The sequence below is a fragment of the Nereida sp. MMG025 genome (genome assembly GCF_021654165.1).
Lineage (GTDB): Bacteria > Pseudomonadota > Alphaproteobacteria > Rhodobacterales > Rhodobacteraceae > Nereida.
Window position 1 is genome coordinate 451,663 of sequence record NZ_JAKFZN010000002.1, and the last position, 22,479, is coordinate 474,141.

25 protein-coding genes and 1 tRNA gene are annotated in these 22,479 nt (G+C 54.6%); 13 read left to right on the top strand and 13 right to left on the bottom strand.

The annotated features are described in order from the left end of the window. The first annotated feature begins 205 nt into the window (after positions 1 to 205). Together L1065_RS08310 and L1065_RS08315 are read left to right on the top strand one after the other, a co-directional pair. Positions 206 to 1,804: a Hint domain-containing protein gene (locus L1065_RS08310; RefSeq protein WP_237094996.1), complete on the top strand. Its 1,599-nt coding sequence runs from the start codon at positions 206 to 208 to the stop codon at positions 1,802 to 1,804. A gap of 3 nt (positions 1,805 to 1,807) precedes the next feature. Then, positions 1,808 to 2,887: a transporter substrate-binding domain-containing protein gene (locus L1065_RS08315; RefSeq protein WP_237094997.1), complete on the top strand. Its 1,080-nt coding sequence runs from the start codon at positions 1,808 to 1,810 to the stop codon at positions 2,885 to 2,887. Here the strand turns inward: L1065_RS08315 and L1065_RS08320 are convergent. Continuing rightward, positions 2,884 to 3,225 carry a hypothetical protein gene (locus L1065_RS08320; RefSeq protein ID WP_237094998.1) on the bottom strand — a complete coding sequence of 114 codons (342 nt, stop codon included), beginning with the start codon at positions 3,223 to 3,225 and terminating at the stop codon, positions 2,884 to 2,886. The two genes, L1065_RS08315 and L1065_RS08320, sit on opposite strands and share 4 nt — an antisense overlap. Next, complete coding sequence (gene dapD / locus L1065_RS08325) at positions 3,218 to 4,045, bottom strand: 2,3,4,5-tetrahydropyridine-2,6-dicarboxylate N-succinyltransferase (RefSeq protein ID WP_237094999.1); 828 nt, start codon at positions 4,043 to 4,045, stop codon at positions 3,218 to 3,220. Before dapD ends, L1065_RS08320 begins: the two co-directional genes overlap by 8 nt. A 95-nt stretch (positions 4,046 to 4,140) precedes the next feature. Between dapD and L1065_RS08330 the strand changes: the two genes are divergently transcribed. Then, on the top strand, positions 4,141 to 4,977 hold the full coding sequence (locus L1065_RS08330; protein WP_237095000.1) for a TIGR00730 family Rossman fold protein: 837 nt from the start codon (positions 4,141 to 4,143) through the stop codon (positions 4,975 to 4,977). Between the two features lie 2 nt (positions 4,978 to 4,979). Here the strand turns inward: L1065_RS08330 and L1065_RS08335 are convergent, their stop codons facing one another. Continuing rightward, entirely contained in the window at positions 4,980 to 5,186 is a 207-nt protein-coding gene (locus L1065_RS08335) for a hypothetical protein (protein WP_237095001.1), read from the bottom strand. A gap of 238 nt (positions 5,187 to 5,424) precedes the next feature. On the opposite strand from L1065_RS08335, the gene L1065_RS08340 reads away from it, so the two are divergent. The 3 genes from L1065_RS08340 to L1065_RS08350 all read left to right on the top strand — a co-directional run bounded on the left by L1065_RS08340 (position 5,425) and on the right by L1065_RS08350 (position 8,508). Then, positions 5,425 to 7,533, top strand: coding sequence for a YjbH domain-containing protein (locus L1065_RS08340; protein ID WP_237095002.1), 2,109 nt, complete (start codon positions 5,425 to 5,427; stop codon positions 7,531 to 7,533). A gap of 2 nt (positions 7,534 to 7,535) precedes the next feature. Next, positions 7,536 to 8,204 (top strand): YjbF family lipoprotein, encoded by a 669-nt coding sequence (locus L1065_RS08345; RefSeq protein WP_237095003.1) that lies wholly within the window; start codon positions 7,536 to 7,538, stop codon positions 8,202 to 8,204. Positions 8,205 to 8,277: 73 nt separating this feature from the next. Beyond that, positions 8,278 to 8,508 (top strand): hypothetical protein, encoded by a 231-nt coding sequence (locus L1065_RS08350; protein WP_237095004.1) that lies wholly within the window; start codon positions 8,278 to 8,280, stop codon positions 8,506 to 8,508. A gap of 47 nt (positions 8,509 to 8,555) precedes the next feature. On the opposite strand, the gene L1065_RS08355 is transcribed toward L1065_RS08350, so the two are convergent. Next, the gene (locus L1065_RS08355) at positions 8,556 to 9,575 is read right to left on the bottom strand and encodes a LacI family DNA-binding transcriptional regulator (protein ID WP_237095005.1); all 1,020 of its coding nucleotides are present in this window, start codon (positions 9,573 to 9,575) and stop codon (positions 8,556 to 8,558) included. A 102-nt stretch (positions 9,576 to 9,677) separates the two neighbouring features. Between L1065_RS08355 and L1065_RS08360 the strand changes: the two genes are divergently transcribed. Further along, a tRNA-Arg gene (locus L1065_RS08360) sits at positions 9,678 to 9,754 on the top strand. A 22-nt stretch (positions 9,755 to 9,776) separates the two neighbouring features. Here L1065_RS08360 and L1065_RS08365 read toward each other — a convergent pair. Further along, complete coding sequence (locus tag L1065_RS08365) at positions 9,777 to 10,481, bottom strand: hypothetical protein (RefSeq protein ID WP_237095006.1); 705 nt, start codon at positions 10,479 to 10,481, stop codon at positions 9,777 to 9,779. Further along, positions 10,453 to 10,731 (bottom strand): hypothetical protein, encoded by a 279-nt coding sequence (locus L1065_RS08370; protein ID WP_237095007.1) that lies wholly within the window; start codon positions 10,729 to 10,731, stop codon positions 10,453 to 10,455. Before L1065_RS08370 ends, L1065_RS08365 begins: the two co-directional genes overlap by 29 nt. A gap of 158 nt (positions 10,732 to 10,889) precedes the next feature. Here L1065_RS08370 and L1065_RS08375 point away from each other — a divergent pair, with 158 nt between their 5' ends. From L1065_RS08375 to L1065_RS08390, 4 genes are all read left to right on the top strand, one after another. Then, the gene (locus L1065_RS08375; RefSeq protein ID WP_237095008.1) at positions 10,890 to 11,303 is read left to right on the top strand and encodes a hypothetical protein; all 414 of its coding nucleotides are present in this window, start codon (positions 10,890 to 10,892) and stop codon (positions 11,301 to 11,303) included. Positions 11,304 to 11,398: 95 nt separating this feature from the next. Beyond that, positions 11,399 to 12,010 carry a ribonuclease HII gene (locus L1065_RS08380; protein WP_237095009.1) on the top strand — a complete coding sequence of 204 codons (612 nt, stop codon included), beginning with the start codon at positions 11,399 to 11,401 and terminating at the stop codon, positions 12,008 to 12,010. A gap of 111 nt (positions 12,011 to 12,121) precedes the next feature. Then, a complete protein-coding gene (locus L1065_RS08385) occupies positions 12,122 to 13,228 on the top strand; it encodes a site-specific DNA-methyltransferase (protein WP_237095010.1) in 1,107 nt (368 codons plus the stop codon). A gap of 153 nt (positions 13,229 to 13,381) precedes the next feature. After that, on the top strand, positions 13,382 to 14,347 hold the full coding sequence (locus L1065_RS08390; RefSeq protein ID WP_237095011.1) for an acyltransferase: 966 nt from the start codon (positions 13,382 to 13,384) through the stop codon (positions 14,345 to 14,347). Here the strand turns inward: L1065_RS08390 and L1065_RS08395 are convergent. After that, entirely contained in the window at positions 14,344 to 15,492 is a 1,149-nt protein-coding gene (locus L1065_RS08395) for an alkane 1-monooxygenase (protein ID WP_370641155.1), read from the bottom strand. The genes L1065_RS08390 and L1065_RS08395 overlap by 4 nt on opposite strands. A gap of 40 nt (positions 15,493 to 15,532) precedes the next feature. Next, complete coding sequence (mutY, locus tag L1065_RS08400; RefSeq protein ID WP_237095012.1) at positions 15,533 to 16,582, bottom strand: A/G-specific adenine glycosylase; 1,050 nt, start codon at positions 16,580 to 16,582, stop codon at positions 15,533 to 15,535. 94 nt (positions 16,583 to 16,676) lie between these two features. Here mutY and L1065_RS08405 point away from each other — a divergent pair, with 94 nt between their 5' ends. Both L1065_RS08405 and L1065_RS08410 read left to right on the top strand, forming a co-directional pair. Beyond that, on the top strand, positions 16,677 to 17,180 hold the full coding sequence (locus L1065_RS08405; RefSeq protein WP_237095013.1) for a DUF721 domain-containing protein: 504 nt from the start codon (positions 16,677 to 16,679) through the stop codon (positions 17,178 to 17,180). Positions 17,181 to 17,193: 13 nt separating this feature from the next. Further along, positions 17,194 to 17,847, top strand: a complete 654-nt coding sequence (locus L1065_RS08410) for a DsbA family protein (protein WP_237095014.1) — start codon at positions 17,194 to 17,196, stop codon at positions 17,845 to 17,847. On the opposite strand, the gene lpxK is transcribed toward L1065_RS08410, so the two are convergent. The 5 genes from lpxK to L1065_RS08435 all read right to left on the bottom strand — a co-directional run bounded on the left by lpxK (position 17,844) and on the right by L1065_RS08435 (position 22,438). Continuing rightward, positions 17,844 to 18,833: a tetraacyldisaccharide 4'-kinase gene (gene lpxK / locus L1065_RS08415; protein ID WP_237095015.1), complete on the bottom strand. Its 990-nt coding sequence runs from the start codon at positions 18,831 to 18,833 to the stop codon at positions 17,844 to 17,846. The two genes, L1065_RS08410 and lpxK, sit on opposite strands and share 4 nt — an antisense overlap. Then, the gene (locus L1065_RS08420; protein WP_237095016.1) at positions 18,833 to 20,014 is read right to left on the bottom strand and encodes a glycosyltransferase N-terminal domain-containing protein; all 1,182 of its coding nucleotides are present in this window, start codon (positions 20,012 to 20,014) and stop codon (positions 18,833 to 18,835) included. Before L1065_RS08420 ends, lpxK begins: the two co-directional genes overlap by 1 nt. Positions 20,015 to 20,020: 6 nt before the next feature. Beyond that, complete coding sequence (locus tag L1065_RS08425) at positions 20,021 to 20,263, bottom strand: DUF4170 domain-containing protein (RefSeq protein WP_237095017.1); 243 nt, start codon at positions 20,261 to 20,263, stop codon at positions 20,021 to 20,023. Positions 20,264 to 20,334: 71 nt separating this feature from the next. Continuing rightward, entirely contained in the window at positions 20,335 to 21,108 is a 774-nt protein-coding gene (locus L1065_RS08430) for a 3'(2'),5'-bisphosphate nucleotidase CysQ (protein ID WP_237095018.1), read from the bottom strand. Continuing rightward, on the bottom strand, positions 21,095 to 22,438 hold the full coding sequence (locus tag L1065_RS08435; protein WP_237095019.1) for a TldD/PmbA family protein: 1,344 nt from the start codon (positions 22,436 to 22,438) through the stop codon (positions 21,095 to 21,097). Before L1065_RS08435 ends, L1065_RS08430 begins: the two co-directional genes overlap by 14 nt. Positions 22,439 to 22,479 lie beyond the last annotated feature (41 nt).

Sequence of the window (22,479 nt, forward strand, 5' to 3'; positions counted from 1 at the left end):
GGATGCAAATGGGCAACAATACGTTCAAAGTGGGTTAACACAGCGCCCTTTCTGCGGTAACTTATTGTTAATAAACAAACCCGAGGCAGGGTAGAGCAGGATAAAGACCGCAAAGCGGCGTATCCGATACATCAAAAAGAGAACCGTTTTGGCAAAAACGGGTCTGGCTGGTGTCTGCATGTCTCGAAGTGTGAGGGCAGTGCAGATGACCGAGTTGAACATCAATGACAACGCAACCGCGACCCAGATGGCCGAGGCGATCTTTGGCGACGGTGTGCAAGTTGTAAACGCATCAACCAACGGGGCGTCCAACCCGAACTATACGGGCGATAACGACAGTAGCGGTATTTATACAGGTGGTGACGCGATTGCGCCGGGTGTCACGCCCGGGGATACGGGTGTCATTCTGTCGACGGGCGATCTTGATTTCTTCACACGCCCCAGTGCGACCAACACAAACCAATCGGGCAGCACAAGCAGCAGCAGCAGCGGCCCGAACAATAACGCGGATTTCAACGCGTTGGCTGGCACCAATACATTTGATGCCGCCTTCTTGGATGTCGATTTTATTCCGACAGGCGATACCATGACGATCCAGTTCGTCTTTGCATCCGAGGAATTCCCCGAATACTCGAATACTGAGTTTAACGACGTTGTCGGTGTGTGGGTAAACGGCTCTGTCGTGCCGCTTGCGGTGAATGGTGCGACTGCGTCAGCTGCGGTTGGGGATGTGAACCAAGTCGACAACTCAAACCTGTATAATGACAACACCCAAGACCAGTTCAACACAGAAATGGATGGCTTTACTGTCACCCTGAGCCTTACAATGGCGGTAAACCCTGGTGTGGTGAATTCCATCCGGATCGGTATCGCGGATACATCTGACAACAACTACGACTCGGCCCTTTTGATTGCGGGCGATAGTATCCAGACCGTTCTCATCGCTGAGGATGACACCGAAAGCATTTATCCAGACGGCACCCGTATCCTTGATGTGCTGGCAAACGACAGCAGCGCTTCCAATTCGGTTTTGACGATCACACATATCAATGGTCAGGCCGTGACTGCGGGGCAGTCTGTTACGCTGCCATCGGGCGACGTGATCACACTGAATGCAGATGGCACATTCACCATTGATGCCGATAATGATGCCGATGATTTCAACTTCACCTACACCATCGAAGACGACAACGGGATTACGGATGTTGGCCTTGTTAATGTCGATAAGATCCCGTGTTTCACCAGTGGCACAATGATCGAAACGGACCGTGGGCCGCGGTTGGTTGAATCACTCTTGCCTGATGATTTGGTGTTAACCAAAGACAACGGTTTGCAGCCATTGCGCTGGATCGGGCGTCGCATGGTGCCAGCTGCAGGAAATTTTGCGCCGATTGAAATTGCCGCCAACACATTTGGAAGCCACGCAAAGTTATTGGTCTCGCCGCAGCACCGTGTGTTGATCCGCGACAGTCTGGCGGATTTGCTGTTTGGTGAACCAGAGGTTCTGGTGGCTGCGAAAGACCTTGTGAATGATAAAAAAGTGCGCCGCAAAGAGGGTGGCCAAGTGGAGTACATTCACCTTCTTTTTGACGCGCATGAGGTTGTGTTCTCGGATGGGCTTGCAACAGAAAGCTTTCTGCCCGGCAAGCAGACATCGGCGATGTTCGAAGCCGACATCATCAAGGAAATCTGCACGATTTTCCCTGAATTAGACCCTGAAACAGGTGATGGCTACAGTGATGCGGCGCGCCGCATGCTGAAGTCCTACGAGGGTCAATTGCTGGCCCAACATCTGGCGGCGTAGCCTATGCGAGCTATTGTCCAGCGGACCATTGCGCTGATCGTTTTTCTATCGGGTCTCGCGGCGTCGACAGGATCCCTGAGTGCGCAAGACGCACCGATAACCGTTGCAACTGTTGAGCGGGCGCCGTTTTCCTTCATGGACGATGGCGAAAACGTCGGGTTTAGCATTGATCTGATTTCGCAGATTGCCGAACAGCTTGATCGTCCCATCGAAATCATCCGTTTCGATAGCTTTGGCGCGATGTTGGATGCGGTAACAGACGGTCAGGCCGACCTTGCGGCGGCGAATATTTCGGTCACATCTGCACGGGAGGAAATTCTTGATTTTTCCCGCCCGATATTTGCCAGTGGCCTACAGATCATGGCACAGCGCGATACGAGCGGCACAAGTGTCTTTCGGGTCTTGTTCTCGGCCGAGGTCCTGCTGGCGATTATAGCTGCGTTTGCCCTTTTGCTATGCGGTGGCATGTTGATGTGGCGGCTGGAACGTAACGCGCAACCCTATTTTGAGCTGTCTGCCAAAGATGCGCCGTTTCCTGCGTTTTGGTGGGCCTTGAACCTTGTCGTCAACGGCGGGTTTGAGGAACGTGTTCCGCGGACGGTCTGGGGCCGCGTGCTTGGGACATTTCTTGTGATTTCGTCGTTGTTTATCGTTTCTGTTTTCGTGGCAAAGATCACTTCGGTCCTTACGGTCAATGCGATCAATTCCAACATCAGTGGACCAGCGGACTTATATGATTACCGCGTTGCTACGGTTGAAGGATCGACCGCTTCGACCTTCATGGATCAACGTGATATCAGATTTGACGGATATGAAGGTCTGGACAGTTTGCTTGCCGCTTTTGAATCTGGTGCGGCAGAGGTTGTGGTGTTCGATGCACCTGTGCTTCAGTATTACGCCAATACCCAAGGAAGAGATTTTGCTGAGATGGTTGGAAGCGTCTTTTTGCGAGAGAATTACGGCTTTGCATTGCAATCCGACAGTCCGCTGGCAGAGCCGATCAACCGCGCCCTTTTACGTTTGCGTGAAAACGGCGCGTATGACGATTTGAACCGCAAGTGGTTTGGGACTGCCGCGCGTTAGGCTTTGTCGTAAAAGGGTGTCATCTGAACAACGATGACCGAGTTTTCATCCAAAGCCTGTTGCATCAAGGCGCGTTCGTCTTCGCTGATGTCGTGCCCTTCAGAAAGACGCTCTTCCAAAGTGCCATAACCGGACACGTCCAACGGGGCCATGTCGGCTTGCTTGAGGATCGCAACGGCTTCGCGCACGGCTTCGGCTTCGTCCACGCCAGAGGAATACAACATGATCGCAGCACCCGTTGCGCCCTTGGGCAGACCGTCACCGTCTTTGCGCCCCACTTCGACCAGCAATGTGTAGACGAAATGGGGTTTCTTGGGTTTTTTGACCTTATCAGTCACGCAGCAGCTCGTTGATGCCAGTTTTCGAGCGTGTTTTTGCGTCGACCCGTTTTACGATTACAGCGCAATAGAGGTTGATGTCGTTCTTGGAGGGCATCGAGCCTGCGACGACCACCGAATAAGGGGGCACTTCGCCATACATGACTTCGCCTGTTTCGCGATCCACGATCTTTGTGGATTGGCCGATAAACACGCCCATGCCCAGAACTGACCCTTCGCGCACGATGCACCCTTCGACCACCTCGGAACGCGCACCGATAAAGCAGTTGTCTTCGATAATGGTGGGGCCTGCTTGCATAGGCTCCAACACGCCGCCGATGCCAACGCCACCCGACAGGTGCACGTTTTTGCCGATCTGCGCGCAGCTACCCACAGTTGCCCATCCATCAACCATCGAGCCTTCGTCAACATAAGCGCCAAGGTTTACAAAAGACGGCATCAACACAACACCGGGCGCGATATAGGCCGAGCGGCGCACGATTGAACCCGGCACCGCGCGAAAGCCCGCGTCGCGCCATTGGTTGTCGCCCCAGTTTTCCCATTTCGACGGCACTTTGTCCCACCAGCTGCCATTGCCGTTGGAGCCTTCGATCATCGCCATGTCGTTCAGACGAAAGGACAGGAGCACAGCCTTTTTGGCCCATTGGTTTACATGCCAGTCACCGTTTTCACGGCGTTCGGCCACGCGTAACTTGCCACTGTCCAGCGCGTTAAGGGTATCTTCGATCGCCTCGCGCGTTTCACCTGTGGTGGACGGGGTAATTGTATCGCGGGCATCCCATGCAGCTTCGATGGCGGTTTCAAGGTGTGCGTTCGACATGGGGCTCTCCAATTCATGGTTGGCAACAGATTGTCGCAGCCTATAGACCGTAGACATAGAAGGCGCAATCACATGACAAGTGCAGGGGAAGTTCAATGAAAGACGACCGCCATCATCCGTTCCGCGACAGCGGTCAGGACCGTGTCACGGCACGCGAGGTGCCAGATACGCCGCAAACCCGCTCGCCTGCCTATGCTTTGGCCTTTGCTGATGAAGACTTTATGTGCCGGCCCGAGCTACGGCCTGTTCGCTTGCAGCTTGAGTTGCTCAAGCCAGAAATGATGCTGGACGAACAAGAAATTGAAAGCACCGTGGTTATGTTTGGCGGGGCGCGTATCCCCGAGCCTGCCAAAAAAAGCGAGGCGCGGACAAAGACCCTTGCTGAATTAACCAAGTATTATGACGAAGCGCGCGAGTTTGCGCGACTGATGACATTACAGGGGAACCCCAATGAGAATGTCATTGCCACAGGCGGTGGCCCGGGTGTGATGGAGGCGGGCAACCGCGGCGCTTTGGATGCAGGTGGCAAAAGCATCGGCCTGAACATCGTGCTGCCACATGAACAAGCGCCCAATGAATATGTGACCCCCGAGCTTTGCTTTAACTTTCACTACTTTGCGATCCGCAAGATGCATTTCTTAATGCGTGCCTCTGCAATCACAGTATTCCCGGGGGGATTTGGCACCTTGGACGAGATGTTTGAGGCGCTTACCCTAATCCAGACCGGGCGGATGGCGCGTGTGCCTTTCCTTTTGTTTGGTCGGGCGTTCTGGAACAGCATCATAAACTGGGATGCGCTGTCCGAAGCGGGCACCATTTCAGCGGATGATCTGGACCTTTTTGTATTTGTCGAGACAGCCCAAGACGCCGTTGACGCGATCAACGGGTGGGAAGGCGCGGGCGAAAAGCGCGGGGTGATCCCGGGGCGCTGAGATCACTCAGCGGCCGCGGGGATCGTGCAAACCTCAATGCCGTGTGGCAGGGTCGTAACTACATGACCGTGGGCCGTATCGCGCAGGGCATATCCATAGCCTGCCAAACGGTGCTTCCATTCACGCGGGCTGAGCGAATGACGGCGTTCTTGAAGAACAAGGTTGGCAACTTGGGCGGTGATCGAAGGATCATTGGAGAAATGTGTCATTTGTATCGTTTCCTGTTTCTGAACGCATTGTTTCGAGATCACGATGCGCGGCTGAAAAGGCAGAAAAAGAGCGGTGCAAAGGTCTTTTCGCGGCAAAGTGTTCCGAAATTTGCCGCAATCTGAATTGGTGTCAGCGAAAGTGTTGCGGTCGTTCCTCGATTCACACGTCAGCAACGGGCAGGGGTTTTTCCACGGCTCAAAAAAGACTACACGACCCTGAGCCAACGAGGAGTGGGACATGACGAAGCGAGTAGCACATGGTGTGGCGGTTGCGGCCCTTTGCGCATCCAATCCTTTGTTGGCGCAGTCAATCGAGCCCACGACAGGTATGCTTGGTACGCCCGGTATTATCGACATGCCAACTGCTTATGCCGCGCCTGACGGCCGGTTTTCGACCAGCATCAGTACTTACGATGGCGGTGGTCAGACGTCTCTTGTGTTTCAGATTGCGCCGCGCCTGACAGGCGCGTTTCGCTACAGCACCATTGACCAAGTCAGCGGGCCAGGGAGTCCGCGGACTTGGGACCGCAGCTTTGACCTGCAATATCAAATTCTGACGGAAACAGACCGTCGCCCTGCGGTTGCCATCGGCATGCGGGACTTCATCGGGACAGGTTTGTTCTCAAGTGAGTATGTGGTTGCTACGAAAACCTTTGGCGACAGGTTGACCTTAACGGGTGGAATGGGGTGGGGGCGTCTTGGGTCCAAGCACGGTTTTACCAACCCGCTCGGTGTGTTTGATGATGGTTTTGAAACGCGCCCTGATCTGGATTTTGGCGAAGGTGGCGATTTTGATTCAAGCCTTTGGTTTCGCGGAGATGCGGCTATCTTTGGTGGCGTTACCTATCAGTTCAATGATGATCTGACGCTTAAGGCCGAATTCTCGACGGATGGCTATACAAGCCAAGTGAACAACGGCGTTTTTGACCGCGATAGTTCGCTCAACTTCGGGGCCGTTTACACGGGTTACGAAAATCTCGAACTGGGTGCCTACTACCTTTATGGCTCGACCATCGGTGTGTCGGCGACGTTCCATTTTGATCCGAAAGACAGGCCAGCGGCTGGTGGGCTAGATCGCGGTGCGCTTCCGATTGTGCCGCGTCCTGCAGGCGCTCAGGCGCTTGGATGGGATATTGATCAAAGCAAATCAATCATACGCCAGCAAATCACGACTGTTCTTGAGGCCGATGGGTTTGAGTTGGTGGGCATGCAGCTTGAGCGGAACGCAGTCCGCGTGCGTGTGCGCAACACCAGGTACCGTGCCACATCGCAAGCCGTAGGTCGGATCGCGCGTGGCTTGACGGCGACACTGCCGGCATCGGTCGAAACCTTTGTGATCGAGCCTATGAATGGCAACGTTGCAAGCACGGCTGTCACGCTGAAACGCTCGGATCTTGAGCGCTTTGACAACGCGCCCGACGGCGCTTGGGAGGTGTATGCGCGCACCAAGATTGAACCAGCAGGGCCAAAAGCAGGGCTTGAACGCGCAGATAACCAATACCCCAAGCTCAGCTTCGGTGTCCTTCCCTATACCGAACTCACTCTTTTCGATCCTGACCGTCCTTTGCGGATTGGTGCGGGCATTGAAGCATCTGGCACATTGCGCCTTGCCGAAGGGCTTTCACTTCAGGGCGCGGTGCGCAAACGACTGGTTGGTGGTTTTGATGATGCGGTGCGCGATGCGTCCGACAGCCCATTGCCCCCCGTCAGATCAGATGGCTTTAGATATCTGCGCGAAGGGGACCCATCGCTTGATTATTTAACGGTGGAATATTTGTTCCGACCGTCAGACGACCTCTATGGGCGTGTGACTGCGGGCTACCTAGAGGCGATGTATGGTGGCGTATCAGCCGAGTTGTTGTGGAAGCCCGTCAACAGCCGTCTCGGACTTGGCGCTGAGGTCAATTACGTCAAACAGCGCGATTTTGATAAGCAATTCGGCTTCCAGGCCTATGACGTCGTGACAGGCCATGTTTCAGCCTACTACGAATTTGGCGAGGAGTATCACGCGCAGCTTGACGTGGGCCGCTACCTTGCGGGCGATGTGGGCGGGACCCTGACCCTGACGCGTGAATTCGATAGCGGATGGCGCATTGGTGCCTTCGCAACCCTCACCGACGTTTCCTCCGCAGACTTTGGCGAAGGCTCCTTTGACAAAGGACTGATCGTGGAAGCGCCTGTTGATTGGATATTGGGCCAGCCAAACAGGCGGACTGTCGGGGGCGAAATCCGCCCCATTCAGCGTGACGGCGGTGCGCGGCTGAGTGTTCCCAACCGACTATACCGGCAAGTCAAAGACACACATCGTCCCGACCTAGAGGCGCGATGGGGAAGGTTTTGGAAATGATTATGGTACAATCAATTTTGAAAGCGGCTTCACTTGCAGCGATCCTGATGGTTCTGTCGGGATGTGGAAACCAGCCCGGAACGGAAACAGCAAATCAGGTTTGGAGCGGTGTCTCGGACCTGTGGTCTAAGGACGATCAACCCGATCCACGTGCCCGTCTAACGCGCGATGCGTTAGACCAAGCCGAGATTCGGCTAATCTATATCGAAATCCCCGAATTTCCTTCTCAAGCGACTTTGCAGGAAGTGGCGCGCAATCGCGCAAACAGCACTTGGCTTTCGGTCGACGGTGTAACTGTGACTTTTCAGCAAGGCTTTTTGGTTGCGACCCGAGGTTATGGAGAGGACTTGATGGCGGCCGATCTGGATGCCGTAAGGTCAGCCGTTATGCGGGGGAGCGGCCAAAATATATTGCGCGTGCACGACTACCTAGATGGCGGGGACGATATCGAAAGACGAAGTTTTATTTGCAATATCAGAACTTTGGGTCGTTCGTCCGTCACGATTTTGCAAGAGGTTGTCCCGGTGCGTCAGGTATCTGAAACATGCCAAAACCCTGATATTCAGTTCCAGAACCGATATGATTTTGCATCGGATGGTCGGTTGGTTGCGTCAAAACAGTGGATCAGCCCGTCCGTTGGGTACATGGTGGCCGAAGAATTATCGCGCTAATCCAAAACGAACATTGAATGTGTGGAAGAATTGTGGCAATTTTAAGCACTAATTAGTAAATGGGAGCGCGAAAATGCGTATCAAACACTTCGTTGCCGCGACAGCTGCAGCACTTACATTCGCAGGCGCAGTCCAAGCTGGCTCGCTTGGTGGAGCCGAAGAAGAAACCGACGTCGTTGTAGCACCAGCTGGTGGTTCGGGCGTTGGTGCACTGCCACTGATCGTTGGCGGTTTGCTTTTGTGTGCAGTTGCTTGCGGCGGTTCGTCCAGCAGCTCGGCACCTGGCACACCAGAAGCCGAATAAGTCTTTTGACAATTGAATAGAGAAAGCGGGCCAATGGCCCGCTTTTTTTATGACCGCATCAGTGTGTCGCCAAGAGAGATAATTGGCTCAAGCTCGATTGTCTGTGGCGCATCGTTTTGGTCGTCCATGCAACGTGTTGCGATAATTTGCGCAGCCTTGCGACCAATATCTTTGCGACACGCGTCCATCGTCGTCAGTTTCTTGGGCAAACCCTGCAAAAGTTCAACACCATTGAAGCCTGCAAGCCCAATGTCTTCAGGCACTTTGACGCCTTTTTCAAGAAGATAGAGAAGCCCCCCCGCACCGATCATATCATTTGAATAGTACAGAAAATCGAGATCGGGCGAACGATGTAAAATATCAGCCGTCATCTCTCGGCCCTTGGCCAGAGCCGAACCGCCATCGTAAAATTCCTGATCGGCAATCTCGATGCCGTTCTTTGCCAGTGCCTCAGTAAAGCCTTCGAACCGCTTGCGTGCGCGGTGGTCCATCGGCATTTTTGTCCCAAGAAAACCAATACGTTTGTATCCTTGCGCCGCAATTTCTTGCGCCATCATGCGTCCTGCGCGTCGGTGTGAGATCCCCACCATACTATCAACGGCGGTTCCATCGACATCCATGATCTCAACAATAGGCACGCCGCTGGCTTTCAGCATCGTGCGGCAGGCATCCGAATGCTCAAGCCCTGCCATAATGATACCAGATGGTCGCCAGCTCAGCATTTCATACAGAACCTGTTCTTCTTTCCCGGGTTTGTAGTGGGTCAGTCCTACCACTGGTTGCAGTGGCGTTTCATCAAGCACTTCGGATATGCCCATCATCACTTCAGGGAAAACCATGTTGGACATTGACGGGATAATGACCGCGACCAGGTTCACCCGCTGAGAGGCCAGCGCACCTGCAATTTTGTTGGGGACATAGCCAAGCTCTTTGGCCGCGGTGAGCACCTTTTCACGGGTTGCGACCGATACATCCCCGCGCTCGCGAAGAACGCGGCTGACAGTCATTTCGCTCACGCCAGATGCTTCTGATACATCGCGCAAAGTAAGGGGTCGTTTGGTGGCCAAAGTCTTACACCTTCAACTTGAAATTTCCCTATTGTTAGCCGCTAACATTTAAGAAGTCCAAGGGTTGAATGCCGCAGTTCTTTGTTCAATTGTGTGAGCCACGGCCCCGTGGCTCAACTGGATAGAGCAGCCCCCTCCTAAGGGGCAGGTTGCAGGTTCGAATCCTGCCGGGGTCGCCAAATATAAGGGTACGGACGTTGATCAGACCATTTTGATCACATCGCTGTCGATCGAAAGCATATAGCCTTTGCGGGCGATATTTTTGACCAAAAGTTCGCTTACCATCTGGTTTCCCAACGCATCGCGCAGACGTTTGATACGGGTCGCACCCGCCGCTTCATCACAGTCGGCGGCGCGTCGGCCCGAGATAACGCCTTCAAGCTCGGACCCGTTTAAAATGTCGCCGTCCATACGTGCCTCGGCCAGAACGCTTAGCGTTTCAATCGCCGCAGGGGTCAGTTTGAATTCCATATTATTGAGATAGACCGTGTTCTCTTCGCGGCTGATGAGAAGACTGTTAACCTCCATCCCGGCACGTTCAATCTGTGCCATGCGCCTGTTCATCGTGACAAGCATGACCAGAAACACCAATGCGGCAACCAGCATGGCTGTCGCAAAAACCAGCAGTACAAAAATGACCATTCGGTAACTTGCGAGCGTTTCGGCAAAGGCGGTCCCTGATCCTGCTAGAATTTCCAATAGTTTGATCTCGGCATTGCTTGTCAGGTCATCATTTTCGACAAACAGCTGCGTGACCCTGGCATTAAAGGTGCCTGCATCTGGAAGGGTCAGGAAAAGGAAAACGGCTGCGACCAGAAGGATCGCCACAATTGCGCCAATCCCCAAGACAACGGCACGGCTGCCCAAAGCGCGTGCTTCAGTAACGGAGGAAGTGCTCACCTGCATTCTCCTTTTTGTCGTCCAGTTGAGCGTCATCAAAAACGGATACCACGTTAAGCAGTGTCCACCCTTGGGCGGCAAGGCGCGGGGCAAGGTCTTGGGATGCGACCTCTATGGTACAGGTCTGCGATGCGATTTGCGCGACGCCGTAATGCAGGCGTAGGGGGTCGTCCTGCTTGGCCTTGTAATCTGCAAAGCAGGCAGCTTGAAGCGGGCTGGCCGTGATCAGGCCGAGAAGGAGAGCGATGTGTTTCATAGCAGGCATTAAGGGGCAGACAGCTTTGACATTCAATAACCAAGCGCCTGTTAGGCGATATCACCGCGCTGTTATTGAGCGTCACGGCGCAGCGACGCCAATATCGGATCATCCAATGCGTGTCAGCTCGATGCGCAGATTGAAAAAGGACGTCGCAGATGAAAAACCTACTCACAACCAGTGCCCTGATCTTATCGATTGCTTTGGGAAGCGTGACCATCAGTGCCCAACCTGTCCGCGCCAATGAGGCGAGCGCAGGAGAGATCGCAACTGCGATCGGATTGCTTGCCCTTTTTGCATATGCCGCCAAAGAAGCGCGCGACGACACCAAGAAACATCGGGTTCAACCGCCCAAGAAACGGTTTAGCAAAGTGCTCCCCGCGAAGTGCCTTCAGATCGTGCAGCGTCGTAACTACAAGCAACGCGTCTATGGGGCCCGCTGTCTTCAAAACAACTACCGCCACGTGAACCGTTTGCCGCGGTTTTGTAAGACAGAGGTCAAACTGCGAGGTCAATGGCGGCCGGCGTTCAATGCGCAGTGTTTGCGCCGTGAAGGTTTCACGCGCGCTTAAAAGATAACGAGCAGTCCGCCCCGATAGGAGCGGGTGTCAGGCGGAAGCGTCGTTGGCCACTGGTCAGCGGCGCTTTCTTTTGGTTTAGGAGAGCTATGAAAACAGAACCCACATTTGATCTGGAGGCTGAAGCCTACGCACGGGGCTGCCTTCGCGTTGTCGGGGTGGATGAAGTGGGGCGTGGTCCGTTGGCTGGACCAGTGGTGGCCGCAGCCGTCTGGATTGATCCCGATCACATTCCGCAAGGCCTGAACGACAGCAAAAAACTCAGCGCAAAGCGACGGCAGGTGTTGAATGACCACCTCTTGGCCACAGCCGATGTCTCCATTGGCGAAGCGACAGTCGAAGAGATCGACGCGCTTAACATCCTGCGGGCCAGTCATTTGGCGATGGAACGTGCGGTAGCAGGCCTGCGTGTTCCGCCCGACTACGTGTTGATAGATGGCAACATGACGCTCAAGGGATTGATGGTGCCGTCACAGACCGTTGTGAAGGGTGATAGCATTTCGCAGTCGATCGCAGCGGCTTCAATTGTGGCCAAAATCAGGCGAGATTTTGTCATGTTGTCCTTGGCGCAACAGTACCCGGGATATGGATGGGAAAAGAACCAAGGATATCCTACAGCGCAGCATCGTGACGCGCTTCAAAATCTTGGGGTTACCCCACACCATAGACGTTCGTTCAAACCCGTCCACAATATGTTGTGACAACAAATTTTTCTAACTCATTGATTCAAAAAAGAAATTGACGGCGAATCGCCTCTGACTCATGATTGGGTCCAACAGATGAGCGCAACAATGCGCCACCAAGAGGCAGACATGACGAAGACAAAAACAAAGACCAGCGCGGCCGCGCTGCCCCTGAACACGATCCTTGATGGCGACTGCATCGAGCGGATGAACGCGCTTCCCGAGTGCAGTGTGGATCTGATCTTTGCAGATCCCCCTTATAACCTGCAGTTGAAGGGTGATTTGCACCGCCCCGACAATTCCAAAGTGGATGCGGTTGATAACGATTGGGATCAATTCGACAGCTTCAAGGTTTACGATAATTTCACCCATGCGTGGCTAAAGGCCGCGCGCCGCATCCTGAAACCCAATGGCGCGATCTGGGTGATTGGCAGCTATCACAATGTATTCCGCATGGGCGCTGAATTGCAGAACCAAGGGTTCTGGATCCTCAATGATGTGGTGTGGCGCAAATCGAACCCGATGCCGAACTTCCGTGGCAAGCGCCTGACAAATGCCCATGAAACGCTGATCTGGGCCAGCAAGGAAGAGGGCAGCAAATACACGTTTAACTACGAAGCCCTGAAGTCGCTGAATGAAGGCATTCAAATGCGCAGCGATTGGGTTTTGCCGATTTGCACAGGTCATGAACGTCTAAAAGACGAAAATGGCGATAAGGCCCATCCGACCCAAAAACCTGAAAGCCTGCTGCACCGCGTGTTGCTGGCCACCACGAACCCTGGCGATGTGGTCTTGGACCCCTTCTTTGGCACGGGCACCACGGGTGCGGTTGCCAAGATGTTGGGCCGCGAATTCATCGGGATTGAACGCGAAGAGGCGTATCGCAAGGTGGCTGAAAAGCGTATCGCCAAAATCCGCAAGTTCGACAAAGAAGCGCTGGTCGTCAGTCAATCCAAACGCGCAGAGCCACGCGTCCCCTTTGGTCAACTGGTTGAGCGTGGTATGCTGCGTCCCGGAGAAGTTCTGACGTCCCCACGCGGCGCGGTTGCCAAGGTGCGTGCCGATGGCACACTTGTGGCCAGTGACGTCAAAGGCTCCATTCATCAGGTCGGCGCGGCAATGGAAGGCGCACCAAGCTGCAATGGCTGGACCTATTGGCACTACAAAAAAGAGGGCAAGCAGATGTCCATCGATGTGCTGCGCCAACAGATCAGGGCCGAAATGAAAAACGCCTGATCCCGACGATTTATCAGAGATTTAACAGTTACCGCCGGTGCCCCTAGGTTTACTACGCCTTGGGCACATACCTCGCCCCTGCTGTCTCCCAAGACCGGCAGGGGCCTTTTTTTGTCATATGATCGCCATCTTGAGCCGATAGCCGTATCCCTGATGACATATGTTCCTCAATATGATGGCCTGCGCGCCTTCGCTGTGGCGCTTGTTATGGCCTACCACATGCCGTTTTTCGACGGGATGCCCGGCGGCTACATTGGCGTAGACGTGTTTTTTGTCCTGAGTGGGTATCTGACTTGCCGCCTTGCTTTGGCGCAAGATCGCCTTGACGTAATGGGGTATATGTCACGGCGCTTTGTGCGCGTGGCGCCCGCGCTCTATGCGATGATGGCAATCGTAATGGCTGCCAGCTTTGCTTTGTTCGGGCTGGATCTGTGGCAGGCCGCATTGCCGACGTTCTTTTTCCAAAGCAATTGGTGGAACATGATGGGCGCAGAGCTTCACGTATTCAGTCATGCGTGGTCACTGGCCATTGAGTTGAAGTTCTATGCGGTGATCGCGATCTTGGTTGTCCTTTTGGGTCAGCGTGTGCGCCACCTTCTGCTTACAATTTTTCTTTTACAAACCTGTGCGCGGTGGGGTGCAGAGTTTGCCGATTGGCATCCTAACTATGTGTATTCACGGTTTTGGTTGCACAGCACTGGTTTGTTCTTGGGGGCTTGGCTGGCGACATTTGACCTGACCCCAATCAAGATATCATCACGTGCCGTGCCTCTGTCTCTCATAGGACTGATCGGCCTTGCAGTCCTTGGGGTAAAATCAGGTGGGCAAATATTTAGCGGCTACATCCTTGCGGCCGAATTGTTTGCCGCTCTTCTTCTTATCGGCTTGCCTAAATGTATGTGGATGGGCCACCCTGTTTTGCGCAGTCTGGGGCGTCTGTCCTACGGGATATACCTTTGGCACTTGCCGGTTATTTTCTTCACCTTTGCGGCGATCAAATCACCTTGGGGCATTGCGGTTGTTGTTCCGGTGACGATCCTTATCGCAGCCCTATCGTATCGATTTATAGAACAACCTGCATTGCGGCTTAAGCTGTCGCGCCGTCCAGTGGTGGCTTAACGCGGAAGCGGATTGGTTGCGTTTTTATAAGGCGTCCAATCCTCGATTTCAGGGTAGTATGTTTTGCGCCACTCCCGCACACGCGGGTTCATGATGCGCCGCCACAACGGTGGCACCATCGCCGCCATTGTCATAATCGGATAGCCATAGGGCAATTGTGGCGCCTCATCCTCGGTATAATTTTGCAAAAGTGGAAAGCGACGGTCGGGCTTGTAATGATGGTCCGAATGGCGCTGCAGATTGATCAGCAACCAATTCGAGGCCTTGTGCGCTGCATTCCATGAGTGACGGGGCAACACATGTTCATATTTGCCATCGCCCAAATGCTTGCGGGTCAGGCCGTAGTGTTCGACGTAATTTACCAGCTCCAGCTGCCAAACGGCAATAAATGCTTGCCACACGAACAACCCCAATCCAGCCCAACCGCCGATCAAGATCGCCAGACACAGCATCGCGCCTTGCAACGCCCAATAGCGGAAAAACGGGTTGGACAGATCGTGCCAAGGTTTGTTCTTTCGTGCCAGCATCGCTTTTTCAGCTCGAAAAGCCGATGTCAGGGACTGATACAAAACCCGAGGGAAAAAGCGGTGGAACCCTTCATTATAGCGCGCTGTCACGGGGTCTTTGGGGGTGGCGACATAGCGGTGATGAACCAACAAATGCTCGCTTCGGAAATGCGAATAGAGAACCATCGACAAAGCAATATCGCCCAACCAGCGTTCGGATTTTGGCTTCTGGTGCAAAAGTTCGTGGCTATACGTAATCCCGATCGTGCCAGTGATCACGCCAATGCCGAAAAACAGCAGAATTTGTTCGACCGCCGTAAGGTGGCCAGAACCCGTCACATACCACATCACGCCAAACAGGGTGACAAATTGGATGGGCACCCATGCTTTGGTTAGGGTGGTATACCAAAACAAGTCGTCTTCGGAGGTCGCGACATCGGGGTTTTCTTCGTTCAGCCCCATAAAAGCGTCGATGATCGAAAAAAGGTACCACGTGGCGATCGGCAAGGCGATGACCCAAAGCCCCCCATAAACCGCCCCAAGCCATGCAAGCGGGATAAGCCCGAAAGAAAGCCAGAATGGCATGGCACTACTGACTTTTGCGACCTGAGCACTTGAGATCATTTTCAAATCCAACATTTTGGTTCCTGAATACGTTATAGCCCAGAACCAGTATCGCTCAATCGTTTCGCCACGTTCCTTGGCATAGATCAAATGCCTTGCGCATTACTGTTGGCAAATCAGCTGGTTGAAAGCGGTGCTTGGGGTGGAATGTCCCGCGATCAGGAACAATGTCACCAACGCATGCCACCATAATATCCAGCTTGAGGTGGAAATGCGTGAAGGTATGCAAAGCCTGTTCAGGATGTTTTTGCCAGTCAGCGTCAAACGGTGGCGCAGGTGTTGGCGCGTCGGACCAATCGGAGGTGGGCCATCCAAGCATACCGCCAAGCAAGCCCTTGTCAGGACGGGTCTCCAGCAAAAACGCGCCATCGCCGCGTCGCGCGATATACACAATGCCATGGCGGGTAGGTTTGGGCTTTTTCGGTGTCTTTTTAGGAAGCTCTGCTGCAGTGCCATTCATCTGCGCCTGACAAATATCGCGCCACGGGCAAATGCCGCACGCAGGGTTGCGCGGCGTGCAGATCGTGGCACCAAGATCCATCACGGCTTGGGCATAATCGCCCGGCCGGTCTTGCGGGGTCAGGGTTGCCGTATGGTCGTAAAGAACCGGCTTGGCAGCTGGCAACGGCGTGTGTTCATCATAGACCCGCGCCATCACCCTTTCGACATTTCCATCCATAACAGGCGCTGCCTCATCAAAGGCGATACTGGCAACTGCGGCGGCGGTATAAGGTCCGATGCCAGGTAACTTTAAAAGTGCATCATAGGTTTGCGGAAATCCCCCAAGCGCGACAACGGCGCGGGCACATTTCAACAAGTTTCGGGCCCGCGCATAATACCCAAGACCTGCCCACATCGCCATGACATCAGCATCTTCCGCCTCAGCCAGATGCTGCACTGTCGGCCAGCGTGATGTAAACCTGTTGAAATAGTCGGTCACAGCTGCAACGGTCGTTTGCTGCAACATGATTTCGGACATCCAGACGCGATAGGGATCGGGCCTGACACCTGCCTTCTTATCAGCGGGTGACACGCGCCACGGCATGTCACGGGCATGGCGGTCATACCATGTCAAGATCGCCTCTGTTTTTGCGGTGTCACGCAATGTTTATCCCTTCTTTTGCGGCGACGATCAGTTTTGGGCTGACCCTGTGACCTTGCTGCGATAAACTATGGGGAAGTGAAAGGATTGCAACGCAATGCAGCGCAGATATTCGACCACCAAAGGCTTCAAGCAAACAGGCGCCCTTGTGCAAGGGCGTATTCGTGCTGGAACCGAGGCGCGGGGTTTTGCGCAAACACGGCTTTTGACCCATTGGGAAGAGATTGTGGGCGATAGCGTTGCCAGCATTGCCTTGCCTGTAGATGTCCGCCACGGCCGCGGTCTTGGGGCGACGCTGACGCTGCTGACAACGGGTTCGAACGCACCTATCCTGCAAGCGCAGCTGCCGCAAATCCGTGACAAGGTGAATGCCTGCTATGGGTACAACGCCATTTCGAAAATCAGGGTAACACAAACGGCGCCCACTGGATTTGCAGATGGGCAGGTCCAGTTTCAACGACGTAAAAAGGCCCAGGGTGGTCCTGCGCCCGAGGTAGTCGCTGCGGCGGGAGAAGCCACAAAAGACGTGGCTGATGAAAGCCTGAGAAAAGCATTGCAAGCATTAGGCAGCAATGTTTTGCACAAGACAAACAAACGGTAGGAAAGCAGAAACGATGAACAAAGGTGTATTGGCAGCGCTCGCAGCTGTTGTAGCGATTGGCGCAGGTGTTGCTTGGTATCTTGGCAACTCCGATTCCACGGATGTTGCGATGACAGATGGAGATACCACTGCGGAAATGGTGGATGGCGTTACCGAAATGACGATTGGCGACGCAAACGCCCCCGTCGAAATCATTGAATATGCCAGCTACACCTGTCCGCATTGCGCGACCTTCCACCAAGGCGCGTTCAAGCAGATGAAAGCGGATTACATTGATACGGGGAAAGTGAAATTCACATACCGCGAGGTCTATTTTGACCGTCCGGGTCTCTGGGCTTCCATGGTAGCACGATGCGGTGGGCAAACCCGTTTCTTCGGCATCTCCGACATGATTTATGCGCAGCAAGGTGAATGGGCACGGCTGAATGATCCCGTGCAGATCGCCGATGCACTTCGCCAAATCGGGCGAACAGCGGGCATGAACGATGACGAGATCAACACCTGTTTGGAAGATGCAGATAAAGCGGAAAAACTGGTTGCTTGGTACGAAGCTAATGCCGCCCGCCATGACGTGACCTCAACACCATCATTTGTGATCGACGGGCGCAAATACTCGAACATGAGCTACGAAGAATTCCAGTCGATCATCGATGGGAAACTGAACTAAAGGCCGATCCTGTCCAGCGCGTCATCCAACGCGCTGGCATTGTCGATCTCAAGCCGGACAGGAAGGGCCAAAACCTTTGCTCGAAAGCTGTCAGGAAGGCGCACGGCGTCTTTTTCTGTGGTGACAAGTTGCGCAGGCAGCGCCTTGGCGTCCTGCTCAAGTCGAACCAAAAGCGCATCTGTAAGGGGTTGATGGTCATCTAGCGGCAGGGCCTTTCGGACATCCGCGCCAAGCCCCTTCAATGTGGCAAAAAACTTCTCTGGATGGCCGATGCCTGCAAATGCCAAAACAGGCAGGCCTGTCCATTGCATACCCGTCTGCAGTGGCACCAACTGACCCGTTAAATGCGGCAGCGCGATTTTGGCGTTCCAAGTTTGGGCAAAGTTGCGTTGTGCCTGCGATGGTCCGATCGACAGCAGAAGATCTGCGCGTTTAAGGCCCGTTTCGACCGCTTCGCGCAAAGGCCCCGATGGCATCACACGCCCATTCCCGAACCCTTTGACCGCATCAACCACGACCAAGGACAGATCCTTGGGTAGATCGGGGTTTTGAAAGCCATCATCCATCACGATGACGTCCACACCAAGCCGATCAATCACCTGCGCACCTTCGGCGCGATCCTTGGCAACAAACGTGCGGGTGAAGGCCGCCAACAATAGTGGCTCATCCCCAACTTCGGCGGCGGTGTGCTTTGCCGTTACTTCAAGCGGACCATCCAATGCGCCCCCATAGCCACGCGACAAACAGACCACCGAAAGCCCGCGTTCCTTGAGACGTTGAACCAGCGCAATGGTCGTGGGTGTTTTGCCTGTCCCACCCGCATTTATATTGCCCACACAAATGACCTTGGCAGTCGGTCTGAATTTCGCGGACTTGCGCAATCGCCGTGCCGTTGCGGCAGCGTAAATATGTGAGAAGGGGGACAAAAGCCGTGATTTTATGGATGGATGATCAGGCCGCGTGAACCAAAAGGACGGTGGTCGCATCAGGCGACCTCTCTTGCATCAAGTTGGTGGTTTGCCAGTTCGATCACCCGTTCCATCACAGGTGCCCCACGGGTCGAAATATCCCAAGCGGCATGGGCAAGACGTGCAGATGCATCAGGGGCCAGCGCTTGGGAAAGTGCTGCGGGAAGATCAACGCCACTGCGGACCATCTGTGTCGCATCCCCCGCCATGAGCGGTCCGTAATCTGCGCGCATCGCCCCAAGGTTTGGACCATGCAGGATGGCAGTTCCCAAAAGCGCTGCATCAAGAGGTGAAATAGTGACATCGCTGTTATCGAAGGTGCTGGCCATAACGGTGAGCGGACTTATCCGAAGCGTCAGCCCCAAATCGCCAGGACGGTCTGTGATGATCACCTGGGTTTGTGATGAAACCCGGTCGTTTTTCGAAAGCTGCGCTGTCTGCCAGCCTGCACCCCGAAACTGATGTGCTAAATCTTCAGCGCGGTCTGTTTTCTGGGGGTGGCATAACAGGGTCAGGCGGTGGCTAATGCGGCTTGCTGCGCGATGGGCTTGTTGTATGCCGTCAAACATCTCGCTCGTCATATCTACAGCCAGCCAGAGGGGGCGGTTTCCCACGACATCGCGCAGCTCTGACAGCCGGCTTTCATCACATGGAATTGCCATTGGACTGTTTGACAACATACCAGCTGCTTCCACCTTGTCGGCAGAAGTGCCAAGGCGAACAACCGCGTCTCGGGTTGCCTTATCGACGCAGAGAATTTTTTCGAATAAGCGCATCGTCGATTTGCGTAACCCCAGAGGCCATTTGGCTGGTCGTGTTTCAATTGTCGTGCGCGACAGGTTGATCAACGTCATGGGCATCCCGTCATCTGCCATCATATGCAGCAGCGCGGGTCGCAGCGGGCCGTCGGCCCACAGCACGGCATCAGGTTTCCAATGCTTCAGGAAGGCTTCGATTGCACTGGTGTTTTCCGGCGGCGGCATGACATCGCCATCTGCACTACAGACGACTGATGTGATGTCCCCGCGCTCTTCCAAAAGCCGCGCGCCGATTGTGCGAAACGCACTTCGGTGGCCGCCGCTCATATCAACACACATCAAAAGCGGACCGCTCGGCCGTGATGGCCAATGTGCATCGGCGTTGGTTTTTGGTGCGCCATGCAGTGCCAAATAGGCCGTCAACCCAAGCGGACGGACCACCAGCGTCTAGCCTAGCTCTTCTGTCGAAGAGGCCGCTGCTTCTTCGTCACGAAGACGGTGAAGATGCGCAATGAAATACCGCATATGCGCATTGTCCACGGTGCGCTGCGCCTCGCTTTTCCACGCATTGTAGGCGCTTTCATAGTCGGGAAAAATTCCGACAACATGAATGTCGTTCACATCTTTGAAGGCGTTTTTCGTGGGGTCGATAAGTTCGCCACCAAAGACCAGATGAAGGCGTTGTGCCATAGAACTCTCCGTTTCGGAAACTAGGGTTGGACCAAGCATAGGGGCTTGAACCGACAGGGTAAATGGGTCCTTTAGGCCAGAGCGCCAAGCAGCGTGTCATGCAGTTGGGGTTGCCCTGCGATCATCCCGGATAATTGCGGATGGGTGTTGTTAAACAGTGGCGCTTCGCCCAAACGTCCAGTGACCGTGCCGCCTGCTTCCTCGACCAGCAACGCGCCTGCCGCCACATCCCATTCCCAAGTGGGCCGCAGAGTGATCATCGCATCAAACCGGCCCTGCGCGACAAGAGCCAGGCGATAGGCCAGCGAGGACCGGAAATGCGGGATGACCGGAGGCGTGCCGTCTTTCCAGTGATGGTTTTCAAAGTTCGGTTTCGCGGCCAGAACTGTGCTTTCATCCACGGGTTTAGACGTTGCGACACGCATGCTGGTTTCATTTAGAAAAGCGCCGCCACCGCGTGATGCCGTATACATCTTGTCCATCATGGGCAGATAGACAACGGCCGCGATAGGCACTCCGTTTTCAACGATAGCAAGAGAATGGGACCAGGTGCGCGATCCTTCGATGAACGCACGTGTGCCGTCTATCGGATCGATCACAAAAATACGCGATGCGTCGTGGCGGTCGCTGACATCCTCGGTTTCTTCCGATAACCATCCATAGCCCGGGCGGGCCTGCGGCAACATGGTTTCCAACATGTCGTTCACGCGCAAATCGGCTTCGGTTACCGGCCCCGCGTTGTCTGCTTTGTCCCATACCTTTGGATCAGCGCGGAAAAACCCGCGCGCGATATCGCCTGCCTGATGCGCCGCTCGGACAAGCAGATCAAGGTCACTCTCCTGCAAGGGTGAGCCCCTCTACCAACAATGAAGGGATCACACGGCTGAGATGCGGGCGCCCGTCATTTGCAGGAACGATTGATCTGAGCATTTCACGCAAGTTGCCCGCGATGGTGCATTCATTGACCGCATAAGTGATTTCGCCGTTCTCAACCCAAAACCCGGATGCGCCACGGGAATAGTCGCCTGTGTTAGGGTTGATTGAAGAGCCAATCAGAGAGGTCACCAAAAGCCCTGTGCCCATCTGCGCAATCAGATCGGCACGCGTTTGATCCCCAGGTGTGAGAGTAATGTTTCCCAACCCTGGGGATGGCGGATACGAGGTGCCGCGCTGTGCGTTGGCCGTGCTGTCCATCCCCAACTGACGCCCCGTTGCAAGATCAAGCGTCCATCCTGTCAGCACGCCATCGTTGATGATGCTGCGCTTGGATGTGCGCAGCCCTTCGGCGTCAAAGGGGCGGGATCCCGAAATACGCGGGCGATGCGGGTCTTCGATCACCGACAAATGCGGGGGTAGCACAGTGTCATCCAGTGCATCACGCAACCAAGATGAACCGCGCGCAATCCCCGATCCGTTCACAGCGGCCAAAAGATGCCCGATCAACGAAGATGAAATCCGCTCGTCAAACAGAACAGGAAAGGCGCCTGTCTTGGGTTTGCGTGCGCCTGCGCGCTCTAATGTGCGTTCGGCGGCACGGTGTCCCACGTCCTCGGGACTGCGCAGATCGGCTTGGAAGATACGAACATCGCTGTCGTAATCGCGCTCCATCTCAAGACCCGACCCTGTGATCGCAACGCAACTGATTGCGCGATCTGTTCGGCGGTAGCCCCCTGCAAAGCCATTTGATGTGGCCAGATGAATTTCCCGCGCCGAATAGCCCGCGCTTGCGGCTTGGACTTGGCTAATCCCATCAATACTCAGGGCCGCTGCTTCTGTGCGGCGTGCATCCTCTTGCAGCTCTGCAGCGCTCGGTTCGTTGGTTGCATCAAACAATTCAAGCCCCTGCGCATCACGCACATCTGAAAGTTGATCTGCGGTGGCCAAACCAATGTGGGGGTCCTCGGGGGCCATTTTCGCCATAGCCACGGCGCGTTCAGCCATTTGTGTCAGCGTGTCGGGATTGGTGTCAGATGCTGCTACGCAGGCCTGGCGCTGCCCCACCATGACGCGCAGACCCAGATCAATACCTTCAGACCGTTCGGCCTGTTCCAGTTTTCCGTCGCGCACATCAATCGACACAGACGTGCCGTTCACTGCGAGGGTATCGGCGGAATCGGCCCCGGCTTTTTTGGCGGCATCCAACAGGGCTTGGCTCAGACTTGGAAGATCGTGCATATGCTCTCCTCGGCTATATCTAAGGGAGGTAGCCCCATCCC

Bases quoted from the DNA above. Each gene is read 5' to 3' on its own strand.
- L1065_RS08310 (WP_237094996.1), top strand. From the start codon at position 206: ATGACCGAGTTGAACATCAATGACAACGCAACCGCGACCCAGATGGCC.
- L1065_RS08315 (WP_237094997.1), top strand. From the start codon at position 1,808: ATGCGAGCTATTGTCCAGCGGACCATTGCGCTGATCGTTTTTCTATCG.
- dapD (WP_237094999.1), bottom strand. From the start codon at position 4,045: ATGTCGAACGCACACCTTGAAACCGCCATCGAAGCTGCATGGGATGCC.
- L1065_RS08330 (WP_237095000.1), top strand. From the start codon at position 4,141: ATGAAAGACGACCGCCATCATCCGTTCCGCGACAGCGGTCAGGACCGT.
- L1065_RS08335 (WP_237095001.1), bottom strand. From the start codon at position 5,186: ATGACACATTTCTCCAATGATCCTTCGATCACCGCCCAAGTTGCCAAC.
- L1065_RS08340 (WP_237095002.1), top strand. From the start codon at position 5,425: ATGACGAAGCGAGTAGCACATGGTGTGGCGGTTGCGGCCCTTTGCGCA.
- L1065_RS08345 (WP_237095003.1), top strand. From the start codon at position 7,536: ATGGTACAATCAATTTTGAAAGCGGCTTCACTTGCAGCGATCCTGATG.
- L1065_RS08350 (WP_237095004.1), top strand. From the start codon at position 8,278: ATGCGTATCAAACACTTCGTTGCCGCGACAGCTGCAGCACTTACATTC.
- L1065_RS08365 (WP_237095006.1), bottom strand. From the start codon at position 10,481: ATGCAGGTGAGCACTTCCTCCGTTACTGAAGCACGCGCTTTGGGCAGC.
- L1065_RS08370 (WP_237095007.1), bottom strand. From the start codon at position 10,731: ATGAAACACATCGCTCTCCTTCTCGGCCTGATCACGGCCAGCCCGCTT.
- L1065_RS08375 (WP_237095008.1), top strand. From the start codon at position 10,890: ATGAAAAACCTACTCACAACCAGTGCCCTGATCTTATCGATTGCTTTG.
- L1065_RS08380 (WP_237095009.1), top strand. From the start codon at position 11,399: ATGAAAACAGAACCCACATTTGATCTGGAGGCTGAAGCCTACGCACGG.
- L1065_RS08385 (WP_237095010.1), top strand. From the start codon at position 12,122: ATGACGAAGACAAAAACAAAGACCAGCGCGGCCGCGCTGCCCCTGAAC.
- L1065_RS08390 (WP_237095011.1), top strand. From the start codon at position 13,382: ATGACATATGTTCCTCAATATGATGGCCTGCGCGCCTTCGCTGTGGCG.
- L1065_RS08395 (WP_370641155.1), bottom strand. From the start codon at position 15,492: ATGTTGGATTTGAAAATGATCTCAAGTGCTCAGGTCGCAAAAGTCAGT.
- L1065_RS08405 (WP_237095013.1), top strand. From the start codon at position 16,677: ATGCAGCGCAGATATTCGACCACCAAAGGCTTCAAGCAAACAGGCGCC.
- L1065_RS08410 (WP_237095014.1), top strand. From the start codon at position 17,194: ATGAACAAAGGTGTATTGGCAGCGCTCGCAGCTGTTGTAGCGATTGGC.
- lpxK (WP_237095015.1), bottom strand. From the start codon at position 18,833: ATGCGACCACCGTCCTTTTGGTTCACGCGGCCTGATCATCCATCCATA.
- L1065_RS08425 (WP_237095017.1), bottom strand. From the start codon at position 20,263: ATGGCACAACGCCTTCATCTGGTCTTTGGTGGCGAACTTATCGACCCC.
- L1065_RS08435 (WP_237095019.1), bottom strand. From the start codon at position 22,438: ATGCACGATCTTCCAAGTCTGAGCCAAGCCCTGTTGGATGCCGCCAAA.